Source organism: Erwinia sp. JUb26, from assembly GCF_003751505.1.
In the GTDB taxonomy this organism is placed as follows: domain Bacteria; phylum Pseudomonadota; class Gammaproteobacteria; order Enterobacterales; family Enterobacteriaceae; genus Erwinia.
This window is the reverse complement of sequence record NZ_RJVB01000002.1, coordinates 21,396-48,204: the sequence shown is the minus strand read 5'-3', so window position 1 is coordinate 48,204 and position 26,809 is coordinate 21,396. Positions and strand designations below refer to the sequence as shown.

The 26,809-nt window shown below is 55.8% G+C and carries 20 protein-coding genes and 5 tRNA genes; 22 read left to right on the top strand and 3 right to left on the bottom strand.

Annotated elements, in window-relative coordinates:
* Positions 1–135: 135 nt before the first annotated feature.
* The 5 genes from EC836_RS05340 to narI are packed head-to-tail and all read left to right on the top strand — an operon-like array spanning position 136 to position 8,263.
* Positions 136–1,533 carry a NarK family nitrate/nitrite MFS transporter gene (locus EC836_RS05340; RefSeq protein WP_123330885.1) on the top strand — a complete coding sequence of 466 codons (1,398 nt, stop codon included), beginning with the start codon at positions 136–138 and terminating at the stop codon, positions 1,531–1,533.
* 27 nt (positions 1,534–1,560) lie between these two features.
* Entirely contained in the window at positions 1,561–5,322 is a 3,762-nt protein-coding gene (locus tag EC836_RS05335; RefSeq protein ID WP_123330883.1) for a nitrate reductase subunit alpha, read from the top strand.
* On the top strand, positions 5,319–6,863 hold the full coding sequence (gene narH, locus EC836_RS05330) for a nitrate reductase subunit beta (protein ID WP_123330880.1): 1,545 nt from the start codon (positions 5,319–5,321) through the stop codon (positions 6,861–6,863). The genes EC836_RS05335 and narH overlap by 4 nt, the downstream gene beginning before the upstream one ends.
* Complete coding sequence (narJ, locus tag EC836_RS05325) at positions 6,860–7,582, top strand: nitrate reductase molybdenum cofactor assembly chaperone (protein WP_123330879.1); 723 nt, start codon at positions 6,860–6,862, stop codon at positions 7,580–7,582. The genes narH and narJ overlap by 4 nt, the downstream gene beginning before the upstream one ends.
* Positions 7,583–7,585: 3 nt before the next feature.
* Positions 7,586–8,263 carry a respiratory nitrate reductase subunit gamma gene (gene narI / locus EC836_RS05320; RefSeq protein WP_123330877.1) on the top strand — a complete coding sequence of 226 codons (678 nt, stop codon included), beginning with the start codon at positions 7,586–7,588 and terminating at the stop codon, positions 8,261–8,263.
* A gap of 178 nt (positions 8,264–8,441) precedes the next feature.
* Here narI and mutS read toward each other — a convergent pair whose 3' ends face one another.
* The 3 genes from mutS to EC836_RS05305 form a co-directional block, all read right to left on the bottom strand.
* Entirely contained in the window at positions 8,442–11,003 is a 2,562-nt protein-coding gene (gene mutS / locus EC836_RS05315; protein WP_123330875.1) for a DNA mismatch repair protein MutS, read from the bottom strand.
* Positions 11,004–11,452: 449 nt separating this feature from the next.
* On the bottom strand, positions 11,453–12,778 hold the full coding sequence (locus tag EC836_RS05310) for a CitMHS family transporter (protein WP_123330873.1): 1,326 nt from the start codon (positions 12,776–12,778) through the stop codon (positions 11,453–11,455).
* A gap of 32 nt (positions 12,779–12,810) precedes the next feature.
* Complete coding sequence (locus EC836_RS05305) at positions 12,811–13,506, bottom strand: RraA family protein (RefSeq protein ID WP_123330871.1); 696 nt, start codon at positions 13,504–13,506, stop codon at positions 12,811–12,813.
* 119 nt (positions 13,507–13,625) lie between these two features.
* Between EC836_RS05305 and EC836_RS05300 the strand changes: the two genes are divergently transcribed.
* From EC836_RS05300 to gshA, 17 genes are all read left to right on the top strand, one after another.
* On the top strand, positions 13,626–14,513 hold the full coding sequence (locus EC836_RS05300; protein ID WP_233599144.1) for a LysR family transcriptional regulator: 888 nt from the start codon (positions 13,626–13,628) through the stop codon (positions 14,511–14,513).
* A 213-nt stretch (positions 14,514–14,726) separates the two neighbouring features.
* Positions 14,727–15,188, top strand: coding sequence for an RcnB family protein (locus EC836_RS25090; RefSeq protein WP_123330867.1), 462 nt, complete (start codon positions 14,727–14,729; stop codon positions 15,186–15,188).
* A 138-nt stretch (positions 15,189–15,326) separates the two neighbouring features.
* The gene (gene mltB, locus EC836_RS05290) at positions 15,327–16,412 is read left to right on the top strand and encodes a lytic murein transglycosylase B (protein ID WP_123330865.1); all 1,086 of its coding nucleotides are present in this window, start codon (positions 15,327–15,329) and stop codon (positions 16,410–16,412) included.
* Between the two features lie 94 nt (positions 16,413–16,506).
* Positions 16,507–17,280: a trans-aconitate 2-methyltransferase gene (tam, locus tag EC836_RS05285; protein ID WP_123330863.1), complete on the top strand. Its 774-nt coding sequence runs from the start codon at positions 16,507–16,509 to the stop codon at positions 17,278–17,280.
* A gap of 101 nt (positions 17,281–17,381) precedes the next feature.
* Positions 17,382–17,876, top strand: a complete 495-nt coding sequence (pncC, locus tag EC836_RS05280) for a nicotinamide-nucleotide amidase (RefSeq protein WP_123332116.1) — start codon at positions 17,382–17,384, stop codon at positions 17,874–17,876.
* 94 nt (positions 17,877–17,970) lie between these two features.
* A complete protein-coding gene (gene recA / locus EC836_RS05275) occupies positions 17,971–19,032 on the top strand; it encodes a recombinase RecA (protein WP_123330861.1) in 1,062 nt (353 codons plus the stop codon).
* A 191-nt stretch (positions 19,033–19,223) separates the two neighbouring features.
* The gene (locus EC836_RS05270) at positions 19,224–19,736 is read left to right on the top strand and encodes a regulatory protein RecX (protein WP_123330859.1); all 513 of its coding nucleotides are present in this window, start codon (positions 19,224–19,226) and stop codon (positions 19,734–19,736) included.
* Positions 19,737–19,873: 137 nt separating this feature from the next.
* Positions 19,874–22,501: an alanine--tRNA ligase gene (alaS, locus tag EC836_RS05265; RefSeq protein WP_123330857.1), complete on the top strand. Its 2,628-nt coding sequence runs from the start codon at positions 19,874–19,876 to the stop codon at positions 22,499–22,501.
* 246 nt (positions 22,502–22,747) lie between these two features.
* Complete coding sequence (gene csrA, locus EC836_RS05260) at positions 22,748–22,933, top strand: carbon storage regulator CsrA (protein WP_004155916.1); 186 nt, start codon at positions 22,748–22,750, stop codon at positions 22,931–22,933.
* 359 nt (positions 22,934–23,292) lie between these two features.
* Positions 23,293–23,385: transfer RNA gene (locus tag EC836_RS05255), tRNA-Ser, on the top strand.
* A 4-nt stretch (positions 23,386–23,389) separates the two neighbouring features.
* Positions 23,390–23,466: transfer RNA gene (locus EC836_RS05250), tRNA-Arg, on the top strand.
* A 110-nt stretch (positions 23,467–23,576) separates the two neighbouring features.
* A tRNA-Arg gene (locus tag EC836_RS05245) sits at positions 23,577–23,653 on the top strand.
* A 78-nt stretch (positions 23,654–23,731) separates the two neighbouring features.
* A tRNA-Arg gene (locus EC836_RS05240) sits at positions 23,732–23,808 on the top strand.
* Between the two features lie 23 nt (positions 23,809–23,831).
* A tRNA-Arg gene (locus tag EC836_RS05235) sits at positions 23,832–23,908 on the top strand.
* Positions 23,909–24,181: 273 nt separating this feature from the next.
* Positions 24,182–24,748 (top strand): fructose-1-phosphate/6-phosphogluconate phosphatase, encoded by a 567-nt coding sequence (gene yqaB / locus EC836_RS05230; RefSeq protein WP_123330856.1) that lies wholly within the window; start codon positions 24,182–24,184, stop codon positions 24,746–24,748.
* Positions 24,745–25,173: a YqaA family protein gene (locus tag EC836_RS05225; RefSeq protein ID WP_123330854.1), complete on the top strand. Its 429-nt coding sequence runs from the start codon at positions 24,745–24,747 to the stop codon at positions 25,171–25,173. The genes yqaB and EC836_RS05225 overlap by 4 nt, the downstream gene beginning before the upstream one ends.
* Positions 25,174–25,245: 72 nt before the next feature.
* Entirely contained in the window at positions 25,246–26,805 is a 1,560-nt protein-coding gene (gene gshA / locus EC836_RS05220) for a glutamate--cysteine ligase (protein ID WP_123330852.1), read from the top strand.
* Positions 26,806–26,809 lie beyond the last annotated feature (4 nt).

The window sequence follows — 26,809 nt, the reverse complement described above, 5'->3', positions numbered from 1 at the left end:
TTATGTTCTCCCCCTTCAGGGGTAAGTCCGCCCGTGGGCCAAAATTCACCTGCCTGCTCGTTGATATACGTCAATTCGGCTAAGGGCATTACTACTCAGGATGGTGCCATCATAAACAACCCCACTGAGAAGAATATGTCCCACTCATCCCCTTCACCAGGAAAGAAAAGTAGCGCAGTCATTCAGGACTGGCGGCCCGAGGATGCCCAGTTCTGGGCGACAACGGGAAAGCGTATAGCCAGCCGTAACCTGTGGATCTCGGTCTTTTGTTTAATGCTGGCCTTTTGTGTCTGGATGCTGTTCAGCGTGGTGGCCGTCAACCTGAATAAGGTGGGCTTTAACTTTACCACCGACCAGCTTTTTCTGCTGACGGCGCTGCCTTCAATCTCCAGCGCGATTTTACGCGTGCCTTATTCATTTGTTATTCCCATCTTTGGTGGCCGTGTCTGGACGACCTTTAGTACCTGTTTCCTGTTAGTTCCCTGCATCTGGCTGGGCTTTGCAGTGCAGGACACCGCCACTCCATTTGCGGTATTCATCATTATTTCTTTGCTCTGCGGATTCGCCGGTGCCAACTTCGCATCCAGCATGGGCAATATCAGCTTCTTCTTCCCGAAAGCCATGCAGGGTGGTGCGTTGGGTATTAATGGAGGACTGGGTAACCTTGGCGTTAGCGTCATGCAGTTACTGGTACCGCTGGCTATCTCAACCGCGATTTTTGTTGGGTTCAGCGACAGTACAACCGGCTCCGGCTATGGTCTCTGGTTGGAAAATGCGGCCTGGATCTGGGTGCCGCTGTTGGTGATTGCCACACTTGCTGCCTGGTTTGGCATGAACGAATTAGCAACGGCAAAATCATCGCTGCGTGAACAACTGCCGGTACTGAAACGTGGGCATCTGTGGATGCTGTCGTTGCTGTACCTCTGCACCTTTGGATCATTTATCGGCTTTTCTGCCGGTTTCGCCATGCTGTCTAAAACACAGTTTCCTGATGTGATGATCATGCAGTTTGCCTTCTTCGGCCCGTTTATCGGCGCGCTGGCACGTTCCGCCGGTGGCATTATCTCCGATCGTCTGGGCGGCGTTCGCGTCTCGCTGTTCACCTTTATCCTGATGGCGATTTTTACCGGATTACTGTTCCTGACGCTGCCGGGTGAAAACAGCTCGGGTTCTTTTGTCGCCTTCTATGGCGTGTTTATGGTGCTGTTCTTCGCCGCCGGTTTGGGCAGCGGCTCGACCTTCCAGATGATCGCCGTCATTTTCCGCAAGCTGACACTCGATCGCGTGAAAGTCGCCGGTGGCAGCGATGAAACCGCGCAGCGTGAGGCGGTGACCGAAACCAGTGCCGCGCTGGGCTTCATCTCGGCAATCGGTGCGCTGGGCGGCTTCTTTATCCCGCAGACCTTCGGTATTTCGCTGAGCATGAGCGGGTCGCCCGCGGGCGCCATGAAAGTCTTCCTCGTTTTTTATCTGGTGTGTATCGCGATTACCTGGCTGGTGTACGGCCGTAAAAAAAATAACGAAGTGCGATAAACATCATTCCTTTTTGGAGCAAGTCGTATGAGCAAATTTCTGGATCGTTTACGCTATTTCAAACAGCTGGCAGAACCCTTCTCCGGCGATCACGGGCAAACCCTGAACACCAACCGTGATTGGGAAGATGGTTATCGCAGCCGCTGGCAGCATGACAAAATTGTCCGCTCCACGCACGGGGTGAACTGTACCGGCTCATGCAGCTGGAAAATCTATGTGAAAAATGGCCTGGTTACCTGGGAAACCCAGCAAACCGACTATCCGCGCACCCGCCCGGACTTGCCGAATCATGAGCCTCGCGGTTGTCCGCGCGGCGCCAGCTATTCCTGGTATTTATACAGCGCCAACCGCCTGAAGTATCCCCTGATGCGTAAAAGCCTGATGATGCTCTGGCGCAAAGCGAAAGCCCGCCAGAGCGATCCGGTGCTGGCGTGGCAGTCAATTGTGGAAGATGCCGAACAGGCGATGAGCTATAAAGCGGCACGCGGGCGCGGAGGTTTCGTGCGCTCAAGCTGGCAGGAGGTCAACGAGCTGATCGCTGCGGCTAACGTCTATACCGCGAAAACCTTCGGCCCCGATCGCATCATTGGATTTTCCCCGATCCCGGCGATGTCGATGGTTTCTTACGCCTCGGGTTCACGCTACCTGTCACTGATTGGCGGTACCTGCCTGAGCTTCTATGACTGGTACTGCGACCTGCCGCCGGCATCGCCGATGACCTGGGGTGAGCAGACCGACGTCCCCGAATCCGCAGACTGGTACAACTCTTCCTATATTATGGCGTGGGGCAGTAACGTTCCTCAGACCCGTACGCCGGATGCGCACTTCTTTACCGAAGTCCGCTACAAAGGTACTAAAACGGTCGCCATCACCCCGGACTACGCGGAAATCGCCAAGCTGTGCGATCAGTGGCTGGCGCCGAAGCAGGGCACCGACAGCGCGCTGGCGATGGCGATGGGCCACGTGATGCTGACCGAGTTCCATCAGCAGCGTCAGGTCGAGTATTTCCGCAATTACGTGCGTACCTATACCGATATGCCGATGCTGGTGATGCTGGAACCGCGCGACGGCGGCTACTACGCTGCCGGACGCATGCTGCGCGCCAGCGATCTGGTTGACGGTCTGGGCCAGGAAAATAATCCACAGTGGAAAACCATTGCCATTAACGAAACCAACGGCGAGCTGGTCGCGCCACAGGGATCGATTGGCTTCCGCTGGGGCGAGAAGGGCAAATGGAACCTCGAACAGCGCGAAGGTAAGGATCAGCAGGAAGTCGAGCTGCAGCTGAGTCTGCTGGACAAGCACGATGACATCGTTAACGTCGGGTTCCCTTACTTTGGTGGTACCGAGGTACAGGACTTCAACACCGTCGCGCTGGATGAAATTCTGCTGCATAAACTGCCGGTTAAGCGCCTGCAGCTGGCAGACGGTAGCACCGCGCTGGTGACCAGCGTTTATGACCTGACGCTGGCTAACTACGGCGTTGAGCGCGGCATGAACGATGCTAACTGCGCGGCAACCTACGATGAGGTGAAGGCCTACAGCCCGGCATGGGCGGAGCAGATCACCGGCGTACCGCGTCAAAATACCATCCGTATCGCCCGCGAATTTGCTGAAACCGCGGAAAAAACGCACGGACGTTCAATGATCATCGTCGGTGCCGGTTTGAACCACTGGTACCACATGGATATGAACTACCGTGGGCTGATCAATATGCTGGTGTTCTGCGGCTGCGTGGGCCAGAGCGGCGGCGGCTGGGCGCACTATGTCGGCCAGGAAAAACTGCGTCCGCAGACCGGCTGGCTGCCGCTGGCCTTTGGTCTCGACTGGCAGCGTCCACCGCGCCAGATGAATGGCACGTCGTTCTTCTACAATCATTCCAGCCAGTGGCGCTATGAAAGTCTGCAAACCGATGAGCTGCTGTCGCCGCTGGCGGACAAATCACGCTACACCGGCAGCCTGATCGACTTCAACGTGCGCTCGGAACGTATGGGCTGGCTGCCGTCGGCACCGCAGCTGAACGTTAACCCGCTGCACCTGGCGGAAAAAGCGAAAGCGGCAGGCCTTTCCCCGGTTGATTACACCGTCGCCGGTTTGAAAGATGGCTCGCTGCGCTTTGCCGCCGAGCAGCCTGACGATCCGCAGAACTTCCCGCGCAACCTGTTTGTCTGGCGCTCTAACCTGCTGGGTTCTTCCGGTAAGGGCCATGAGTATCTGCTGAAGTATCTGCTGGGTACCGACAGCGGCGTGCTGGGTGAAGATCTCGGTGAAATGGGTGCGGCTAAGCCGGAAGAAGTGGAGTGGCGCGATAATCCGGGCAAGGGCAAGCTCGATCTGGTGGTAACCCTCGACTTCCGTATGTCGAGTACCTGTCTCTATTCCGATATCGTCTTGCCCACCGCAACCTGGTATGAAAAAGACGATATGAATACCTCGGATATGCATCCGTTTATTCATCCGCTCTCTGCCGCCGTTGACCCGGCCTGGGAATCCCGCAGCGACTGGGAAATCTACAAGGGCATTGCGAAGCGTTTCTCTGAGGTGTGCGTTGGCCACCTTGGTGTAGAAACCGACGTGGTGACCTTGCCGATGCAGCATGACTCCGCCGCCGAGCTGGCGCAGCCGCTGAGCGTGCAGGACTGGCACAAGGGCGAATGCGATCTGATCCCGGGCAAAACGGCGCCCCATCTGATGGTGGTGGAGCGTGACTATCCGTCAACGTATGAGCGCTTTACCTCTCTCGGGCCGCTGCTCGATAAGCTGGGCAACGGCGGTAAGGGCATCAGCTGGAATACCCAGACCGAAGTCGATTTCCTCAAAAAACTCAACTACGTCAAGGCCGACGGTCCGGCAGCGGGTCGACCGAATATCGACAGCGCGATTGATGCTGCTGAGGTGATTCTGTCGCTGGCGCCGGAAACCAACGGCCAGGTTGCGGTGAAAGCCTGGCAGGCGCTGGGTGAATTTACCGGGCGCGATCATACGCATCTGGCGCTGAACAAAGAGGATGAAAAAATCCGCTTCCGTGATATTCAGGCACAGCCGCGCAAAATTATTTCCAGCCCGACGTGGTCCGGCCTGGAAGATGAGCATGTGTCTTACAACGCCGGTTATACCAACGTTCACGAGCTGATCCCGTGGCGTACGCTGTCCGGCCGTCAGCAGTTGTATCAGGATCACCAGTGGATGCGTGATTTTGGCGAAAGCCTGCTGGTGTACCGCCCACCGATCGACACGCGCACCGTCCAGCCGCTGTTGAACCGCAAGCCTAACGGCAATCCGGAGATGGCACTGAACTTCATCACCCCGCACCAGAAATGGGGAATTCACTCAACCTACAGTGAAAACCTGCTGATGCTGACGCTGTCGCGCGGTGGCCCGATTGTCTGGCTGAGCGAAGACGATGCGAAGCAGTTAGGCATTGAGGATAACGACTGGATTGAGGCCTTCAACGCCAACGGTGCGCTGACCGCCAGAGCCGTGGTCAGCCAGCGTGTGCCTGCGGGTATGACCATGATGTACCACGCTCAGGAACGTCTGGTGAATATTCCGGGTGCGGAAACCACCCAGCAGCGCGGCGGCATTCATAACTCGGTGACGCGCGTTTGCCCGAAACCGACGCATATGATTGGTGGCTACGCGCAGCAGTCCTACGGCTTCAACTATTACGGCACCGTTGGCTCGAACCGCGATGAGTTCGTAATAGTAAGAAAGATGAATAATATTAACTGGTTAGATGGTGAGGGCAACGATGATTGCCAGGGCAGCCAGCAGGAGATCGCTAAATGAAAATTCGTTCACAGGTCGGGATGGTGTTGAATCTCGACAAATGCATCGGCTGCCACACCTGCTCAGTGACCTGTAAAAACGTCTGGACCAGCCGGGAAGGGATGGAATACGCCTGGTTTAACAACGTGGAAAGTAAACCGGGTTTGGGCTTCCCTCACGCCTGGGAAGATCAGGAAAAATGGAAGGGCGGCTGGATCCGCAAGATTAACGGCAAGCTGGAACCGCGCATGGGTAGCCGCGTTGGCGTGCTGTCGAAGATTTTTGCCAACCCGCATGTACCGGAGCTGGACGACTACTACGAGCCGTTTGATTTCGACTATCAGCATCTGCATAACGCCCCGGCCGGAAAACATCAGCCGATTGCCCGCCCGCGATCGCTGATTACCGGCCAGCGTATGAAGAAGATTGAGAACGGCCCCAACTGGGAAGAGATTCTCGGCGGCGAGTTCAGCAAGCGTTCTAAAGATGCCAACTTCGCGCAGATCCAGAAGGAGATGTACGGCCAGTTCGAAAACACCTTCATGATGTATCTGCCGCGTCTGTGCGAACACTGCCTGAACCCGGCGTGCGTCGCCACCTGTCCAAGCGGCGCAATCTACAAGCGCAGCGAAGATGGCATCGTGCTAATCGATCAGGATAAGTGCCGTGGCTGGCGCATGTGCCTGACCGGCTGCCCTTACAAGAAGATCTACTTCAACTGGAAAAGCGGCAAATCGGAAAAATGTATTTTCTGCTATCCGCGTATCGAATCCGGTGCGCCAACCGTGTGTTCAGAAACCTGCGTGGGCCGTATCCGCTATCTCGGTGTGCTGCTGTATGACGCCGATCGCATTGAGCAGGCCGCCGCTGTGGAGAATGAAAAAGATCTCTATCAGAGCCAGCTGGATATCTTCCTCGATCCCAACGATCCGGCGGTCATCGAGCAGGCACTGAAAGACGGCGTGCCGCAGGGCGTAATCGACTCGGCTCAGCGCTCACCGGTGTACAAAATGGCGATGGACTGGAAGCTGGCGCTGCCGCTGCACCCGGAATATCGCACCCTGCCGATGGTGTGGTACGTGCCACCGCTGTCGCCAATTCAGTCCGTGGCGGATGCGGGGCAGCTGGCGCATAACGGCGTACTGCCAGATGTGGAAAGCCTGCGCATTCCCGTACAGTACCTTGCTAACCTGCTGACGGCAGGCGATACCGCTCCGGTGCTGCTGGCGTTAAAACGCATGCTGGCAATGCGGCACTACAAGCGTGCCGAAACCGTTGACGGTGTTCACGACGTCAGCGCGCTCGAGCAGGTTGGGTTGAGCGAGGCGCAGGCGAAAGAGATGTATCGCTATCTGGCGATCGCCAACTATGAAGATCGCTTCGTAATCCCTTCCAGCCATCGGGAACAGGCACGTGAAGCTTTCCCTGAAAGTAAAGGCTGTGGCTTCAGCTTCGGCGACGGCTGCCACGGCAGCGACGTGAAGTTCAACCTGTTTAACAGCCACCGCATCGATGCGATTGACGTGTCGATCAAAACTCAGCGGAAGGAAGATGCATCATGATTGCGATACGCCTTATCGCCCGGCTGCTGGATTATCCGGAGCAGGAATTTTTCGATCATCAGGACGAGCTGCTGGCCGCACTGCAGGAAGCGGATGAACTCAGCGCCGAGCACAAAACCCTGCTGGCGGCGTTGATCCGCCAGTGTGCGGAGCGGCCGCTTTTGGATCTGCAATCCGATTACTGTGAGCTGTTCGATCGCGGCCGTGCGACCTCGCTGCTGCTGTTCGAACATGTGCACGGTGAATCCCGCGATCGCGGACAGGCGATGGTCGATCTGCTTGATCAGTACCGTGCCGACGGCCTGGAGCTGGATTCCCGTGAGCTGCCCGATCATCTGCCGCTTTATCTGGAATACCTGGCGCAGGGTGGCACAGAACGCGTCCGGAGTGGGTTGCAGGACGTGGCGCCGATACTGGCGCTGCTGGGCGCGCGGCTGGAACAGCGGAATAGTCCCTACGCGCAGCTGTTCCCTGTGCTGCTGGATCTGTCCGGCAGCAGCGCCAGCCCGGCGTCGCTGCAGTCGCAGGTTGCCGGTGAAACGCGGGACGACACGCCGCAGGCGCTCGACGCGGTGTGGGAAGAGGAGCAGGTGTCCTTTATTGCCCGCATGAATCCGCAGGGTGAAGGCTGTACGGCCACGCATCAGCGCCGTTTCGCGGGAGCCGTCACTCCGCAGTATCTCGACGTTTCGACACTCAGCCAGACAAGGGGAGAGTAGGTTATGCAATTTTTGAATATGTTCTTTTTTGATATCTACCCCTACCTGGCCGGGACGGTATTTCTGGTCGGAAGCTGGCTGCGCTACGATTATGGTCAGTACAGCTGGCGGGCGGGCTCCAGCCAGATGCTGAGTAAAAAAGGCATGAGGCTGGCCTCTAACCTGTTCCATATCGGGATCCTGGGCATTTTCTTTGGCCACATCGTTGGCCTGCTGACGCCGCACTGGGTGTATCAGTCCTTCCTGTCGATTGCCGCCAAGCAGCAGCTGGCAATGATCGCCGGGGGCATTTGTGGTGCGATGACGCTGATCGGTGGCGGTCTGTTGTTGAAGCGGCGGCTGACTAACGTGCGCGTGCGGGCGACCAGCAGCTTTGCTGACATTATGATCCTGACGCTACTGGTGACTCAGGCGGCGTTGGGGCTGCTGACCATTCCGTTCTCAGCGCAGCATCTTGACGGTTTGGAGATGATGCAGCTGGTGGGCTGGGCGCAGGCGGTGGTGACCTTCCACGGCGGGGCATCGCAGCATCTTGAGGGCGTGGCCTTTATTTACCGCGTGCATATGGTGCTGGGCATGACGCTGTTCCTGCTGTTCCCGTTCTGCCGTCTGGTGCATATCTGGAGCGCGCCGGTGGAGTATCTCACCCGTCGCTATCAGCTGGTGCGTAACCGCCGCTAAAAATAAACGGGCTGGTGGTACCAGCCCGTTTTTTTTCGTTGCAACCCCTGCCAGCAGGTAGTTCCCTCAGACTTATCGCTTTGAGCAGGCGATTAAAAGCCCTTCTAATTTCGTCCCGGACCCGCTGCAAGGCGGCTCGTCCAGAGCGGTTTGTCAACCAGCGTCCGGCAGCACCGGGTTAAACCAGCGATTTCAGGCGGTAAATCCACTCCAGCGCCTGGCGAGGAGAGAGCGAGTCGGGATCGAGCGCTTCCAGTGCCTCAACGGCGGGCGAGGTCTCCTCTACCAGTAGCGGCAGCTGCGAGCCATCGGCTCGCGTTGCAGCAGCGTTGCCGGAAAGGGCTTCAAGCTCTTTCAGCTTTTGACGCGCGCGCTTAATCACATCCTTCGGCACGCCCGCCAGCGCGGCGACAGCCAGACCGTAGCTTTTGCTGGCCGCACCGTCCTGCACGCTGTGCATAAAGGCGATGGTATCGCCGTGCTCAACGGCATCAAGGTGGACGTTAGCCACGCCTTCAATCTGATCCGGCAGCGTGGTCAGCTCGAAGTAGTGGGTGGCGAACAGCGTCATCGCCTTAATGCGGGTGGCCAGACTTTCCGCACAGGCCCAAGCCAGCGAAAGACCGTCATAGGTGGAGGTTCCACGGCCAATTTCATCCATCAGCACCAGGCTGTACTCGGTAGCATTGTGCAGGATATTGGCGGTTTCGGTCATTTCCACCATAAAGGTGGAGCGGCCTGATGCCAGATCGTCCGCCGCACCGACGCGGGTGAAGATGCGGTCTACCGGGCCGATGACCGCCTGCTCTGCCGGAACAAAGCTGCCGATACAGGCCATCAGCGTGATCAGCGCCGCCTGACGCATATAGGTGCTTTTACCGCCCATATTGGGGCCGGTGACGATCAGCATGCGACGCTGCGGCGAAAGCGACAGCGGGTTAGCGATAAACGGCTCTTTCAGCACCTGTTCCACCACCGGATGGCGGCCGCCGGTCAGCTTAATACCCGCTTTATCGCTCAGCGTCGGGCAGTTGTAGTTCAGCGTCCAGGCGCGTTCGGCCAGGTTGCTCAGCACGTCCAGTTCGGCCAGCGCGGCGGCGCTCACCTGCAACGCTTCCAGGTGCGGCAGCAGCATATCGAACAGCTGCTCATACAGCGCTTTTTCCAGCGTCAGCGCTTTGCCTTTGGAGGTCAGAACTTTATCTTCGTACTCCTTCAGCTCGGGAATGATATAGCGTTCGGCATTTTTCAGCGTCTGGCGGCGCACATAGTGGATCGGCACCTGGTGGCTCTGGCCACGACTAACCTGAATGTAGTAGCCGTGAATGGCATTGAACCCGACCTTCAGCGTATCCAGCCCGAGTTTGTCACGTTCGCGGATTTCCAGCCGATCGAGGTAGTCGGTTGCGCCGTCGGCCAGCGCCCGCCATTCGTCCAGCTCTTCGTTATAACCCGGGGCAATGACGCCGCCGTCTCGTACCAGCACCGGCGGCGTTTCGATAATCGCGCGCTCAAGCAGCTCGCGCAGTTCAGCAAACTCGCCCATCTGACTACGCAGGGTTTGTAGATGGCTGGTCTGATTGTTTTCCAGCACCTGATTTAGCAGCGGCAACTGCTGGAAGGCGTGACGCATGCGGGCCAGATCGCGCGGGCGAGCGGTGCGCAGCGCCAGACGCGCCAGAATTCGTTCAAGATCGCCAATCTGCCGCAGAAACGGCGACAGCTCATCGTTAAGATCCTGCAGGGCGGCGATACTTTGCTGGCGCTGGGTAATCACCTGAGTATTGCGCACCGGGCTGTGCAGCCAGCGCTTTAGCATGCGGCTGCCCATCGGCGTCACGGTTTTATCCAGTACCGAAGCCAGCGTGTTTTCAATGCCGCCGGAGAGGTTCTGGGTGATTTCAAGATTTCGCCGGGTGGCCGCATCCATAATGATGCTGTCCTGCTGACGCTCCATGGTCAGCGAACGGATATGTGGCAGCGAAGTGCGCTGGGTATCTTTCACGTACTGCAACAGGCAGCCGGCGGCACGCAGCGCCTGATGCGCCTGTTCCACGCCGAAACCGCTGAGGTCGCGGGTGGCGAACTGAAGGTTAAGCTGCTGGCGGGCGGTATCCAGCTCAAACTCCCACAGCGGGCGGCGGCGCAGGCCGCGACGGTTTTCAATCAGCGCCATCGACGGGAAGTCTTCGGGGTACAGCAGCTCAGCCGGGTTGGAGCGCTGTAGTTCAGCCGCCATGGTTTCCAGGTCGTCCGGCTCCGCCACACGGAAGCGGCCGGAGCTGATATCCAGCGTGGCATAGCCAAATCCACGCGCGCTCTGCCAGATGGCCGCCAGCAGGTTATCCTGGCGCTCCTGCAGCAGCGCTTCATCGCTGATCGTTCCCGGGGTGACAATGCGCACCACCTTGCGCTCAACCGGGCCTTTGCTCAGCGCCGGATCGCCAACCTGCTCGCAGATCGCCACAGATTCGCCCAGCTGTACTAGTTTCGCCAGATAGTTTTCCACTGCGTGATAGGGGACGCCCGCCATCGGGATCGGTTCACCGGCGGAAGCGCCGCGTTTGGTCAGTGAGATTTCCAGCAGTTGGGAAGCGCGTTTGGCATCGTCGTAAAACAGTTCGTAAAAGTCACCCATGCGGTAGAACATCAGAATTTCCGGATGCTCCGCTTTCAGCCGCAGATACTGCTGCATCATCGGGGTGTGGGAGTCGAGATTCTTGTTGTCAGTCATAGACATGATTTAATTAATCCATTGAATTTAAAGTATAATGTGATTTTGTTGTTTTCGTTGGTATCACGATGTTGCGCAAAATATGACGTAATCCTGTTGGTACTCGCGATTTAAAATCAATCGGTTAACTCTGCTTAGCGATAAGCTCCGTTATGTACCGCTATAGTAGCCCAGGGACCAACGGGCTGTCACAGGTAAAAACGGAAGGCCTGCCGCAAACTTTGCATCAGAAAGAAGAGCACAGCGATTGGGCGAATCGGGCGAGGACGTCAGGATGCCAGGTTGTGGGGGAACGGGAAGAGTGAATGTATGCAGGGTCGCTGCATGGAAAGTGGTGGACCTGCCGCTTTTGCGCAGCCCCGCCGGGGTATTGGTGGGAAACGATCGGACTGTTCGGGCACGCGGGGCTTTTCTGCCCCGCCGGGCGAGCCGGTAAGAACCACCCGGCTGTTATCTTAAAGTGGCACCGTATTGGTCAGGACCAGTGAGAACACCATCACAAACGAGAACACCACGACGGGTAAAAAGGAAAAACGGATATGATCTTTCAGTTCAACACCGGCCAGACCAATCGCTAAATAGGTGGTTGCAAATACCGGGCTAAGCATCATGGTAATATTTTTCCCCACCACCATCGTCAGCCCCATTTCTTCCCAGCTTAGGCCGTAGTTGGTGCCGACCTTGGCGACCAGCGGATAGATGCCGTAGAAGAAGGCATCCGGACCAATCACAAAGCCGATCAATCCGCCCAGGAGACCCATGATGATATGCAGATGGGAACCTAAGGAGTCGGGCATCACGTGGAGCACCACGTCGGCCATTTCCGTCAGAATTGAGGCATCGCCGCCGCCGCTTAAAATACCAACAAAGACGCCCGCTGCCATTACCGTGCCGGAAATCATATAGGCAGAGTAGGCATATTTTTTCATCACGCCTTCCTGCGCCTTGAGGTTGGGATAGTTGAAAATCATCGCGGCGGAAAACGCACACATAAAGATAATGTAGGCCTGAATATGGGTGATCAGCAGCAGAAGCGTAGCGCCGACGACCAGCGTGACGTTGAGGGCAAACAGCAGGCGGTTTTGCTTATCTTCAACCTCATGGTGGCCTTTGCCCGTCGCCTTCTCCGGCTCCAGCGCCGCTTCCGGGATCGGCAGGCCACGCGCAATGCGGCGTTTTTCCTGCAGGCCTAAGTACAGCCCCAGTACAATCATACAGACCAGCCCAATCACCTGCGTTGGGATCAGCCGGTGATACAGGGCATTAACGTCAAGACCGGACACGGCAGCGACGCGCGCCAGCGGGCCGGCCCAGGGCGTAAAGTTCGTTACCCCCATCCCGGCAGCCAGCATACACAACAGCACGACAGGCCTGATGCCAAACTGCTTATAGATTGGCAGCATGGCACCAATGGTGATCAGCACCGTCGGCACAGACGAACCGTCAAGGTGAGCAATGGTGGCAATGCATCCGGTTACCACCACAATCGCGACGACGCTGTTACCGGCAATTTTGGTCATCCAGTTAACCAGCGGCTGGAATACTCCGGCATCGGTAACAATGCTGAAAAAGATAATGGAGAAGGTGAACAGCACCGCGTTAGGCGCGGTTTGCATCACGCCTTTCATGATGTAATCATTCATCTGCATCGGCGTATAGCCTGCGCAGAACCCGGCGATAATCGAAAGGAAAATAAATAAAGAGATAGGGGTAGCTTTTCCTTTAATCAGGAAAAACATCAGGCATGCAATAAGTGCATAACCAATCAGGGCAAGATACATATTATTATCCTTATTATGGCTTAACGATATTTTTACACCGGACATCCTGCTTTGCGCAGAATGGAATTAAATCTTTCCGGGTCGCTGCGGCCGCTGGCATTATTTTCTCTGATGGCTTCCTCTTTCTTTAAATGTGCTTTCGCGCGCACCAGTACGTTCTCTGCGTCAGAAGGAGCGATCGCCAGTGCGCCATCGCTATCCGCCAGGACCAGATCGCCGGGGTTCACTACCATGCCGCAGCAGGCAATCGCCACATTCACTTCTCCCGGTCCGCTTTTATCCGGTCCGCGATGGGTGTGGCCTTTGGCAAATACCGGTATCTGGCCGTCTGCCCATTCGGCTAAATCACGGATGGCCCCATCAACGATGAACCCGGCAATTTTCTTCGTCAGCGCCGTGGTGCGGATTAGCCCGCCGATCAGCGCCTGGGTCAGATCACCGCCGCCGTCAATCACGATGACATCGCCCGGCTGCGCCTGTTCCAGCGCCTTGTGGATCATCAGGTTATCCCCGGGGCGCACTTTAACGGTGATGGCCGGTCCACAGATACTGATATTGACGTCCTGGTGGTAGCGCTGTAATCCGGTCGCGCCGCTAATTCGGCCTGTACAATCGCCGGCGACCGCAACGGGAATAGAGTGAAATTCTGCAACAATGTCCGAAGAGAGAATATTCTTACGCTCAGAAATATAAAACCCTGCTGGCCAACTGCTTCGTTCGTTATTCATAGTACCTCTGCATTGATATTATCGGTTTATGCCTGCGATCCGTGCGGACATTATTGTTGTGATGATTTATTTCCACTAATATACTTTTTTATTTAATCGATGAATTTCAGGAATGAGTGATGAATAACAGAGAGTTAGGGTACTTTATGGAGGCGGCCCGCATTATGAATTTGGGACAGGCTTCACAAAACCTCAATATCACCCAGCCCGCACTCTCCAAGTCCATCGCGCGTCTGGAAAAAGACCTGAATATCAAACTGTTCAAGCGATCGGGGCGAGGACTGGCACTGACCGAAGCGGGTGATATCCTCTACCAGCGAGGACTGATGCTGCAAAGCTCGTGGGATGACGTCGCGAAAACGATGGCGGAGTTAAGTCACGGTCGTCGGGGCGTGGTGCGGGTGGGTAGCGCGGGATCCGCGACTCAGTTTTTGCTGCCGGAAGTGTGTAAACGCCTGCAGCAGGATGCGCCGAATGTGAAGCTGGAGATCCAGATCGGCATGAATGATGTGCTGTTCAACCTGCTTGATAAGCATGAGCTGGATATTATCGTCGGCCCGCTGGTGGGCTATAACAAACCGGTGGTACAGCTGCCGGTGACCACCGATCGGGTGGTAGTGGCGGCTTCCCGCTCCCATCCGCTGGCGAACGGCCCCGCCAGCCTGCGCGATCTCAGCCGCCATGGCTGGATCCTGCCGGCAAAAACCGTCTCCATGCGTCAGTGGCTGGAGCGGATCTTCTATGAAAATCACTGTGCGGCGCCCGAGGTTAAAATCGAAATCAGTTCTCTGGCTGCCGTACCGGGGCTAATTGCCAGCAGCGGTCTGCTGAGCTTTATTTCTGAAAACAGTCTGGCAGAAAAAGAGTTTGCCTCACTGCTGACGCGTATCGACAACAACCAGCTGGTGATGACGCGCCGCGTGGGGATTACCTGGCTGCAGGATGCTTTCCTGTCTCCGGCAACGCAGCAGGTGATTGATATCACCTGCGCGTACGGGAAAAAATAAGTCAGTACCGGCCTTCAACACCTTTCTTAACAAAAATTTGCGCCCCTGCTGGCCGACATCGCATTATCATCGCAAACCGCTCGGGCCGGAACTCTGCGGAGGTTGTGATATCTAATGCTGAACGACCTCAAATGCCAGCCTGAGTAAGCTATTCTGATACTGTGGCGACTGCGTGATGATGTGTCGCTCATCGTCGTTAAAACTGGAGACGTTATGCGTAAGTTGCAAGTGATATTATGTTCAGCGGTATTCTCGACGGTGGCACTCGCCAGCGTTTCTGCAGCCTGGGCTGATGACGAGCAGAATGCGGCGCAGCAGGCCCCTGAAGCGGTCGCCCAGCAGACGGATGCCGCCGCAGCGGCAAGCCAGACCACGGAAGCGCCAGCCGAAACCGCGACGGCTGAACAGCCGTCCGACCAGGCGCAGGCTGACTCTGCGGATCCCTATAGCGTAAAAAGCTTCTTCGCGGACTTTACCCATTTCGCCATTGGTGACACGGTGCCCGATCTTTATCGCACTAAGAAGTATGAGGTGACCCAGTGGACGGTACGCCATCTGCCAGCCCCGGTTGCCGAAAGCCACTGGACCTATATGGGCGGTAACTATGTGATGATCGCCAACGCCGACGGGAAAATCCTCAAGGCAGAATCCGGCGAGATCTATTATAAGCACTGATTGAAATACTGCGGCGGGGCATTTTTTCTACCCGCTGCGCAGTTTTATCGCCCGGCAGGTAAATCCTCTTTAATTCCATCCTGACTCTGTTTTACCATCTGCTTTCTGATTTTTTATGCACGGTTAAATGGATACCCCATGCGTTTTCTGGCAACTCTTCTTCCCGCAGTCGCATTACTTTCCGCCTGTAGCAGCCAGCCGCAGCAGGCCCCGGCTGAACCGCACGGTAATCCGTTTAAGGGAAACGGCGGTTTCCTGCTCAGCCCCGATCATACGGCCGCGCCGTTCGGCGGTGATTTTTCCGATAACCAGGCGGCGAATGCCTTTATCGACAAAATGGTGCGCGAGCACGGTTTCGACCGCCAGCAGCTGCATGACGTGCTTGGACAGGCGAAGAATCTGGACTGGATCATTCGCCTGATGGATCGCCAGGCACCGACGACGGCTCAGGGGCCAACCGGACCTAACGGCGCCTGGATACGCTACCGCAGCAAGTTTATTACGCCGGATAACGTGCAGAACGGCGTTGCCTTCTGGGATCAGTATCAGGATGCGCTACAGCGCGCGCAGCAGGTTTACGGCGTGCCGCCGGAAATCATCGTCGGGATTATCGGTGTGGAAACACGCTGGGGCAGGGTGATGGGCAAAACGCGCATTTTAGATGCGCTGGCGACGCTGTCCTTTAACTATCCGCGCCGTGCCGCCTACTTCAGCGGTGAGCTGGAAACCTTCCTGCTGATGGCGCGTGAAGAAGGCGATGACCCGCTGAATCTGCGCGGTTCCTTTGCCGGTGCGATGGGCTACGGTCAGTTTATGCCTTCGGCATTCAAACAGTATGCGGTGGACTTTAACGGCGACGGGCATATCAACCTCTGGGATCCGGTGGATGCGATCGGGAGCGTGGCGCACTATTTCCAGGCCCACGGCTGGCTGACCAACGGCACGGTTGCCGTACAGGCCAACGGCCAGGCACCGGGTATGGAAAGCGGATTTAAGACGCGTTACTCGGTGGCTACGCTGGCCGCAGCCGGGCTGTCGCCGCAGATCCCGCTGGATAATAATCAGCAGGTCAGCCTGCTTAAATTCGATATGGGAAGCAGCTATCAATACTGGTACGGCCTGCCGAACTTCTATGCCATCACCCGCTATAACCACAGCAATCATTACGCGATGGCCGTATGGCAGTTGGGCGAAGCGGTAGGGCGCGCCCGACTGGGGATGTAGTGCCCGCAGGATAAATTGTTGCTATTTCGTTATTTATCGCCAGCGCGACCAGGCCTACACTGTGTCCGGTCGCACACTTACTGAGCGAGGAATAATGAAAGACTGGAACCCCGATCTCTACCGACAGTTTGAAGCAGAACGTACCCGTCCGGCGCAGGAGTTGCTGAGCCGAATCCCCCTGACTGACGTGACTTCCGCCACCGATCTCGGCTGTGGCCCGGGCAACAGCACCGAGCTGCTGTGCAACGCCTGGCCCGATGCGCACATTACGGGACTGGACAGTTCGCAGGCGATGCTCGAGCAGGCGCAGCAGCGTCTGCCCGGCTGCACCTTTGCCCGCGAAGATATTCGCCGGTGGCAGGCCGCTCAGCCGCAGGATGTCATCTATGCCAATGCCTCGCTGCAGTGGCTGACGGAGCATCAGACTCTTTTGCCCCATCTGATTGCCCAGCTGGCCCCGTCGGGCGTGCTGGCGGTACAAATGCCGGATAACCTTGATCAGCCGACCCATCGCCTGATGCGCGAAGTGGCGCAGCGTGCGCCGTGGGGGGAGATTATCGATCCGCAGGCCGCCAACAGGAAGAAGCTGCTGTCGACGGAGCAGTATTACGATTTGTTGTGCGATGCAGGATGCCGGGTAGATATCTGGCGTACCACCTATTATCACGTGATGCCCTCGCCGCAGGCGATCGTTGACTGGCTGCGGGCAACCGGACTGCGGCCGTTTCTTGCTGCGCTGGATGAGCCACAGCAGGAGGCGTATCTGGCCGAATATCGATCGGAGATTGTCCAGGCCTATCCTGCCCGGGCTGATGGTAACCTGCTAATGGCCTTCCCCCGTTTGTTTATGCTGGCACAAAAGATTTAACGCCGGGCTGGAAGAGGGGCCGCAAAAACGGCTTCCTCTGCTCCCCGAACGCCGTAAAAATGTTAGGCTTTGCGACAATCAAAACGGAAAAGGTGCGCACCATGACGGATGAACAATTAACGCAGTTAAGTACCCGTGTTGGTCAGTTGCTGTTAGCCCGTGGCGCGACGGTGACCACCGCCGAGTCCTGTACCGGGGGCTGGATTGCCAAGGTTCTGACCGATATTGCGGGCAGCTCTGCCTGGTTTCATCGCGGCTTTGTGACCTACAGCAACGATGCCAAGCAGCACATGATCGGCGTCAGCGAACGTTCGCTGGCGGAACACGGTGCCGTCAGCGAGCCCGTCGTGCGAGAAATGGCACAGGGCGCGCTGCGCGAAGCGGCAGCTGATTTCGCGCTGTCGGTCAGCGGCATCGCCGGGCCGGACGGCGGCAGCGAGGAAAAACCGGTGGGTACGGTATGGTTCGGTTTTGCCAGAGCAGGCGGTGACGTGCTGGCAGAACGCCGTTGTTTCAGCGGAGACCGGGAGGCCGTTCGCCGTCAGGCAACCGCGTGGGCATTACAAACCCTACTCGATCGTTTTCTGAAAAATTAAACTTGATACTGTATGACCATACAGTATAATCACTGCATATTTTAGAGACAAAGCAGCGTCCGCGTGTGCTTTACCCGCATGACTAGGAGTAAAAATGGCTATTGACGAAAACAAGCAAAAAGCACTGGCAGCAGCGCTGGGCCAGATTGAAAAGCAATTTGGTAAAGGCTCCATCATGCGCCTGGGTGAAGACCGTACTATGGATGTTGAAACCATCTCTACCGGTTCTTTATCGCTTGATATCGCGCTGGGCGCGGGTGGCCTGCCGATGGGCCGTATCGTCGAGATCTACGGACCGGAATCCTCAGGTAAAACCACGCTGACTCTGCAGGTGATTGCTGCCGCGCAGCGCAAAGGTAAAACCTGTGCCTTTATCGACGCCGAGCACGCGCTGGACCCCGTTTATGCCAAGAAGCTGGGCGTGGATATCGATAACCTGCTGTGTTCTCAGCCGGATACCGGTGAGCAGGCGCTGGAAATCTGTGATGCGCTGGCGCGTTCTGGCGCGGTAGATGTCATCATCGTTGACTCCGTTGCGGCCCTGACGCCAAAAGCGGAAATCGAAGGTGAGATTGGTGACTCTCATATGGGCCTTGCGGCGCGTATGATGAGCCAGGCGATGCGTAAGCTGGCCGGTAACCTGAAAAACTCCAATACGCTGCTGATCTTTATTAACCAGATTCGTATGAAAATTGGTGTGATGTTTGGTAACCCGGAAACGACCACCGGCGGTAACGCGCTGAAGTTCTATGCTTCCGTCCGTCTGGATATCCGCCGCATCGGTGCCATCAAAGAAGGCGACGAGGTTGTGGGCAGTGAAACCCGCGTTAAAGTGGTGAAGAACAAAATCGCTGCACCTTTCCGTCAGGCTGAATTCCAGATTATGTACGGCGAAGGCATTAACATCTTCGGTGAGCTGGTGGATCTGGGCGTGAAGCACAAGCTGATTGAAAAAGCGGGCGCATGGTACAGCTACAACGGCGATAAAATCGGTCAGGGTAAAGCGAATGCTTCAAACTTCCTGAAAGAGAATCCGGAAAAAGCCAACGAAATCGATGCGAAACTGCGTGAGATGCTGCTGACTAACCCGGATCAGAAAGCTGATTTCGTGCCAACCGCAGAAGAAGCCAGCGAAGAAACTCACGAAGACTTCTGATCCGTCTGATGTTTTTTCCTGAAGAAAAGGAACGGTAACCCCGTTCCTTTTTTTATGGGTGATGTATGCAGCATGCAGAGCATCATAATCCGGCCAAACCTCCTGCCACCCGTGCGTATTTTCCTCGCCAGCCTCGCCGCCAGACGTTACCCTTATGGATGTGTTTTTTGCATTAAAAAGGGACTGCCTTTATGACCGAACATTCAGAACGGACCCGGCATGCCCGCCTGCTGGAGCGCGCAACGCGTATCCTTGCCATGCGCGACCACAGCGAAGCCGAGTTTCGCCGTAAGCTGAACATTGCCACGGAGCGCGCGGCGCAGTTTTCCCGCAGCGAAACACCGCCGGAGCCGCTAACGCCGGAAGAGATCGATCGGGTTGTCGAATGGTGCTACCAGCACAACTGGCTGGACGATGCCCGTTTTGCTGAACGCTATCTGGCGGGGCGCAGCAGGAAAGGCTATGGCCCGCAGCGCATCAGGCTGGAACTGGGTCAGAAGGGAGTGGACAAGGCCTTAATTGATGAGGCAATGTTTAACACGGATACGGACTGGCAAAGTCTGGCTTTCAGCCTGGCCGAGCGCAAGTTTGGTTTACCGTTACCCACGGAATGGAAGGAAAAAGCCAAAGTGCAGCGTTATCTGATGACAAAAGGCTTCTTTATGGAAGATATCAGGTCTGTTTTCACAAATTTTGATGATTGAACGCCAATGGGATTTTACTTCCCTCCGAAGAAAATTTATCTTATTCACCACTTTTTGTTCGTGTGTCGCCGCAGGCAAGTGTAATTCCGGCGCAGCAAGACCCACGAAACGTTCGTTAGCGTGATTCCAGGACAAATATGAGCAAGAGCACTGCGGAGATTCGTCAAGCGTTTCTCGACTTTTTCCAGAGCAAGGGACATCAGGTTGTAGCCAGTAGCTCCCTCGTCCCCAACAACGATCCGACTTTGCTGTTTACCAACGCCGGGATGAACCAGTTCAAGGATGTTTTCCTTGGCCAGGACAAGCGTAACTACACCCGTGCGACGACCTCGCAGCGCTGCGTGCGCGCCGGTGGTAAACACAACGATCTTGAAAACGTTGGCTACACTGCCCGCCACCATACTTTCTTCGAGATGCTGGGCAACTTCAGTTTTGGCGACTATTTCAAGAAAGAGGCGATTGCCTTTGCCTGGGAACTGTTGACCGGTTCGGCGTGGTTTGCACTGCCGAAAGAGAAACTGTGGGTGACCGTGTACGAAACCGATGATGAAGCCTTTGATATCTGGGCGAATGAGATCGGCGTACCGCGCGAACGTATTATTCGTATCGGCGACAATAAAGGCGGCGCCTACGCGTCAGATAACTTCTGGCAGATGGGCGATACCGGTCCTTGCGGTCCGTGCTCTGAAATCTTCTTTGACCACGGCGACCATATCTGGGGCGGCCCTCCGGGCAGCCCGGAAGAAGACGGCGACCGCTACATTGAGATCTGGAACATCGTCTTTATGCAGTTCAACCGTCAGCCTGACGGTACCATGCTGCCGCTGCCTAAGCCTTCGGTCGATACCGGCATGGGGCTGGAGCGTATCTCTGCGGTTCTGCAGCACGTGAACTCGAACTATGAAATCGATCTGTTCGCTAAACTGATTGCCTCTGTTGCAGAGGTTACCGGTGCAACCGATCTCGGCAATAAATCACTGCGCGTGATTGCTGACCACATCCGTTCCTGTGCATTCCTGATCGCCGATGGCGTGATCCCATCGAATGAAAACCGCGGCTACGTCCTGCGTCGTATCATTCGCCGTGCGGTTCGTCACGGCAACATGCTGGGCGCGAAGGGCACCTTCTTTTATAAACTGGTTGCGCCACTGATTGAAGTGATGGGCGCGGCGGGAGAAGAGCTGCAGCGCCAGCAGGCTCAGGTTGAGCAGGTTCTGAAATCAGAAGAAGAGCAGTTCGCAAAAACGCTGGAGCGCGGTCTGGCGCTGCTGGATGACGAACTGGAAAAACTTCAGGGCGATACGCTGGACGGTGAAACCGTCTTCCGTCTGTATGACACCTTTGGCTTCCCGGTCGATCTGACCGCCGATGTCTGCCGTGAACGTAACCTGAAAATCGACGAAGAAGGCTTCGAGCGGGCGATGGAGCAGCAGCGCCAGCGCGCACGTGATGCCAGCGGTTTTGGTGCTGACTACAGCAGCGTGATCAGCATCGATAAAGCGTCCGCGTTTAAAGGCTATGACCAGCTGGCGCTGAATGCGACCGTGACCGCCATTTTTGTGAATGGCCAGGCGGCGAGTGAAATCACTGCCGGTCAGGAAGGGGTAATCGTTCTGGATGAAACGCCGTTCTACGGCGAATCAGGCGGACAGGTAGGTGATACGGGCGAACTGAAAGGTGAGAACACCAGCTTCACCGTAACCGATACCCAAAAATACGGTCAGGCGATTGGCCACAGCGGCAAGCTGGCCGTAGGAACATTACGCATCGGCGATCGTCTGGCGGCGCAGGTTGATGAAGCGCGCCGTGCGCGTATCCGTCTTAACCACTCCGCGACGCACCTGCTGCATGCTGCGCTGCGCCAGGTTCTGGGCGACCACGTGGCACAGAAAGGCTCACTGGTGAACGATAAATACCTGCGTTTTGACTTCTCGCATTTCGAAGCGATGAAGCCGCAGGAAATCCGCCAGGTTGAAGAGATCGTCAACGCGCAGATCCGTCGTAATCTGGCGATTGATACCAATATCATGGAGCTGGAAGCGGCCAGAGCCAAAGGCGCCATGGCGCTGTTTGGCGAGAAGTATGACGATCATGTCCGCGTCGTCGGCATGGGTGACTTCTCAACCGAGCTGTGCGGTGGCGTTCACGCCAGCCGCACCGGCGATATCGGCCTGTTCCGCATTCTGTCTGAATCCGGCACGGCTGCGGGCGTGCGTCGTATTGAAGCCGTCACGGGTGAGGGCGCGCTGTCTCAGGTTTACAGCCAGAGCGAACAGCTGCTGGATATCGCCCAGCTGGTGAAAGCGAACAGCAGTAACCTGAATGATAAAGTGCGCGCGCTGATCGACCATGCACGCGGGCTGGAAAAAGAACTGCAGCAGCTGAAAGATCAGCAGGCCGCGCAGGAGAGCAATCTCCTGAGCAGTAAAGCGATTGCCGTGAAGGGCACAAAGCTGCTGGTTAGCGAACTGAAAAACGTTGAGCCAAAAATGCTGCGTACGATGGTAGACGATCTAAAAAATCAGCTCGGCTCCGCGGTTATCGTACTGGCAACCGTTGCAGATGGAAAAGTATCCCTGATTAGTGGGGTGACTAAAGACCTGACCGATCGTGTGAAAGCGGGTGAGCTGGTTGGCGAGCTTGCGCAGCAGGTTGGCGGGAAAGGTGGCGGTCGGCCGGACATGGCTCAGGCGGGCGGTACAGATGCACAGGCACTCCCTGCTGCGCTGGCTGGCGTTGAGTCCTGGGTGGCAGCAAAACTGTAACACCAATAAGAATGTACCGCTGATGAGCGCCAGGAAGCGAAAACCTGGCGCTCTTCATATGCGGTGCGCACTGTAATCATAAAGTCAGGTTGATGAGCAGGTTTTCGGCTAAACTAAGTATCAGCAGAATGTATTAGTATGAGGATGCACTCTTGGTGTATTTGTCATAGTCTACATTGCACGTTGTATGATGGATAATGCCGGGAACAGTTAACCCGACTCTTTTAATCTTTCAAGGAGCAAAGAATGCTTATTCTAACTCGTCGAGTTGGTGAAACCCTCATGATCGGTGATGAGGTTACTGTAACTGTGCTGGGTGTTAAAGGTAACCAGGTCCGTATTGGTGTGAACGCCCCTAAAGAAGTATCGGTGCATCGCGAAGAGATTTATCAGCGTATTCAGGCTGAAAAAACTCAGCAAACGAGCTACTAACGTATTCAGCGCCTCGCTCTCTGTAGCGAGGCCACTGCCGGTTTGCTTCTGTTCGACCCCATTTTTCCCCCCGATCCGTACATATCTTCTTTTCGCCTGCGTCTTTTTCATTAAATCAGCCATCCCGGTGGATTATTCCCGTTGTGCTTTTCATCGCAGAACGCCGTTTTCGCTGTTGATAATTCACTCTTTTTGCCTTTAAAACCGCCGGATTGCATGGCTTTTGTGCAATTGAACGCAGAGGGTGAAAAAAGGGGGAGAAAATGTTTGACTTAAAACGCCCAGAAAGTAATATGTGCGCCACGCAGTGCCGATGAGCAGTTAGAAAGTTCTGAAGCACAACTCGAAAGAGTGCTAGTGGTGAGGTGGCCGAGAGGCTGAAGGCGCTCCCCTGCTAAGGGAGTATGCGGTCAAAAGCTGCATCCGGGGTTCGAATCCCCGCCTCACCGCCATTTTGCATCCATAGCTCAGCTGGATAGAGTACTCGGCTACGAACCGAGCGGTCGGAGGTTCGAATCCTCCTGGATGCACCATCTCTCTTAAAGTGGCATAAGCGGCTTTATAAGAAGTAGTAAGGTACAGCGTTAGCAGCCTGTATCACGGTGAGTAGTTAAGCACCCTGCGTTATACAAGAATTAGCAATGCATCCATAGCTCAGCTGGATAGAGTACTCGGCTACGAACCGAGCGGTCGGAGGTTCGAATCCTCCTGGATGCACCATTCCTTAGAGTGGCAGTGATTTTCTTCAGTATCTCCTCAGGTTTGTCGCGTTACCCCCCAATCAAAAGTTTTTCCGATGCATCCATAGCTCAGCTGGATAGAGTACTCGGCTACGAACCGAGCGGTCGGAGGTTCGAATCCTCCTGGATGCACCATATTGAGTCAAGCATTTCCCGATGCATCCATAGCTCAGCTGGATAGAGTACTCGGCTACGAACCGAGCGGTCGGAGGTTCGAATCCTCCTGGATGCACCATCTCTCCTGATTTCTACTATTCCTCAATCTCGCTCGTCAGGCCGTCTACGATTGTGCCGCCATGTTGCCGTCACCCTGTTTTCCTCATCTGTTCGTTCCCCCTCTGTCTTTTTATCTTTAGCCCGTTATCCTGCATGTTAATTCGTTTTCTCATCGCAAATTTACTGCCAGAAATCCCTATGGCTTTCAAGGCATTTGCGGATCCACGCTGACAGCGACATTCATACGGCTTTACGCTAAAGTAATCGTTCCTTTATCAGGGTGGTTAAGAGAATGTACGACGCTTACGACGGCTTGATCTTCGATATGGATGGCACCATCCTCGATACTGAACCCACGCACCGCCAGGCCTGGCGTCAGGTGCTGGCTCAGCATGGGATGGCTTTTGATGAAAAGGCGCTGATTGGCCTTAATGGTTCTCCGACCTGGCGCATTGCACAGTTTATCGTTGAACAGCATCAGAGCGATCTCGATCCTCACCGCCTTGCTGCGGAGAAGACCTCTTTATTTAAAAGCATACTGTTCGATGTGGTGAAACCGCTCCCGCTGATCGAGGTGGTTAAAGCCTATAAGGGACGTCGCCCGATGGCGGTGGGCACCGGCAGCGAACATGCCATGGCGGTTGCGCTGTTGCAGCATCTGGGGCTGCGCGATTACTTCTCGGCGATTGTCGGAGCAGATGATGTTAAACGTCATAAGCCAGAGCCTGATACATTTATCCGCTGCGCTGAACTGTTGGGCGTACCGCCTGCGCGCTGCGTGGTATTTGAGGATGCGGACTTCGGTCTGCAGGCTGCACGTGCTGCGGGTATGGATGCCGTTGATGTTCGTTTGCTGTGACTGAGTGGCTGACATACGGTTCGATGTTTGCCAGCAGTTTTCTGAGTGCTACGCTGTTGCCCGGCAGCTCGGAGGCGATGCTGGTAGGCCTGTTACTGGCCGGTAAGGCTTCCGCGGTACATCTGGTATTGATTGCTGCCGTAGGTAACACCCTCGGGGGACTGACAAACATTCTGATTGGTCGCCTGCTGCCGCTAAAAGAACAGGGGCGATGGCATAAAACAGCGATGGCATGGTTACATCGTTTAGGGCCTGCCGCGCTGATATTTAGCTGGTTACCGGTGATCGGTGACCTGCTGTGCGTTATTGCCGGCTGGCTGCGTTTCGCCTGGCTGCCGACGGTTTTTTTTCTCGCTGTCGGCAAAACCTTGCGATATATCGCGCTGGCTGCTGCAACATTACAGGGCATGGAATGGTGGCATTGATTCGCTATTAGATGATGCTACGGTTAACATTATGCTTAACAATAATAAATTTTCTCTGAGCGGGAGGTCAATTTGATCCCGGACGTATCACAGGCACTTGCGTGGCTGGAAGCCCACCCTGGCGCACTTAAAGGAATTGGTCGCGGTATTGAACGCGAAACGCTGCGTGTCAGGCCCGATGGGCATCTGGCGACAACCCGGCATCCCTCTTCTCTGGGATCCACCTTAACGCATAAGTGGATCACCACCGATTTTGCGGAAGCGCTGTTGGAATTTATCACGCCGGTCGATCAGGATATCGATCATCTGCTGGCGTTCCTGCGTGATATTCATCGCCACACCTCCCGCGAACTCGGTGAAGAGCGGATGTGGCCGATGAGCATGCCGTGCATTATTGAACCGGGTCAGGATATTGAGCTGGCGCAGTACGGCAGTTCGAACATTGGCCGCATGAAAACGCTGTACCGTCAGGGATTGAAAAATCGTTACGGTGCGTTGATGCAGGTGATTTCCGGCGTGCATTATAACTTCTCGCTGCCGCTCTCTTTCTGGCAGGCCTGGGCTGGCGTAGAGGATGCGGAAAGCGGTAAAGATGCGATTTCAGACGGTTACCTGCGCCTGATTCGCAACTACTATCGCTTCGGCTGGATTATCCCTTATCTGTTCGGTGCGTCACCGGCGATTTGCTCTTCGTTCCTGCAGGGTAAGGAAAGCAATCTGCCGTTCGATCGCAGTGAACAGGGCATGCTGTCATTGCCGTATGCCACTTCTCTGCGCCTGAGCGATCTGGGTTACACCAACAAGTCGCAGAGCAACCTCGGTATTACCTTTAACGATCTGCCCGGCTATATCAAAGCGCTTAAGGCGGCGATTAAAACCCCCTCCGCTGAATTTGCGGCGATGGGCGTGAAGGACGCTAACGGTGACTGGCTGCAGCTGAATACCAACGTGCTGCAGATTGAAAATGAGCTGTATGCGCCAATCAGGCCGAAGCGCGTGACGCGTTCCGGTGAAGCGCCTTCAGACGCGCTGCTGCGCGGCGGCATTGAATATATTGAAGTGCGCTCGCTGGACATCAACCCGTTCTCTGCGATCGGGGTTGATGCTAACCAGGTGCGCTTCCTGGATCTGTTCTTGATCTGGTGTACGCTGGCGGAAGCGCCGGATATGAACAGTGATGAACTGCTCTGTACGCGTAAAAACTGGAACCGGGTGATCCTTGAAGGTCGTAAGCCGGGCCAAACCCTCGGCATTGGCTGCGGAGATACCGAGCAGCCGCTGGTCGATGTGGGTAAAGCATTGTTCCGCGATCTCAGGCGAGTTGCCGAAACGCTGGACGGTCAGAGCGGAGAAAACCACTACCAGGAAGTGTGCGATCGCCTGGTGGCCACGTTTGACGACCCGGATTTGACCTACTCCGCACGTTTCCTGCACTCGCTGAAGGAAAACGGCATTGTCGGTACCGGGCTGGCGCTGGCCGAGCAGTATCGCCAACAGCTGAACGAAGAGTCTTTGGAAGTATTGAGTGAAGAACAGTTCACCGCAGAGGCGCAGCGCTCGAAGGTAAGCCAGCAGCAGATTGAAGAAAGTGATACGCTGAGTCTGGAAGAGTTTCTGAAAGATAAAGGCTAGCGCT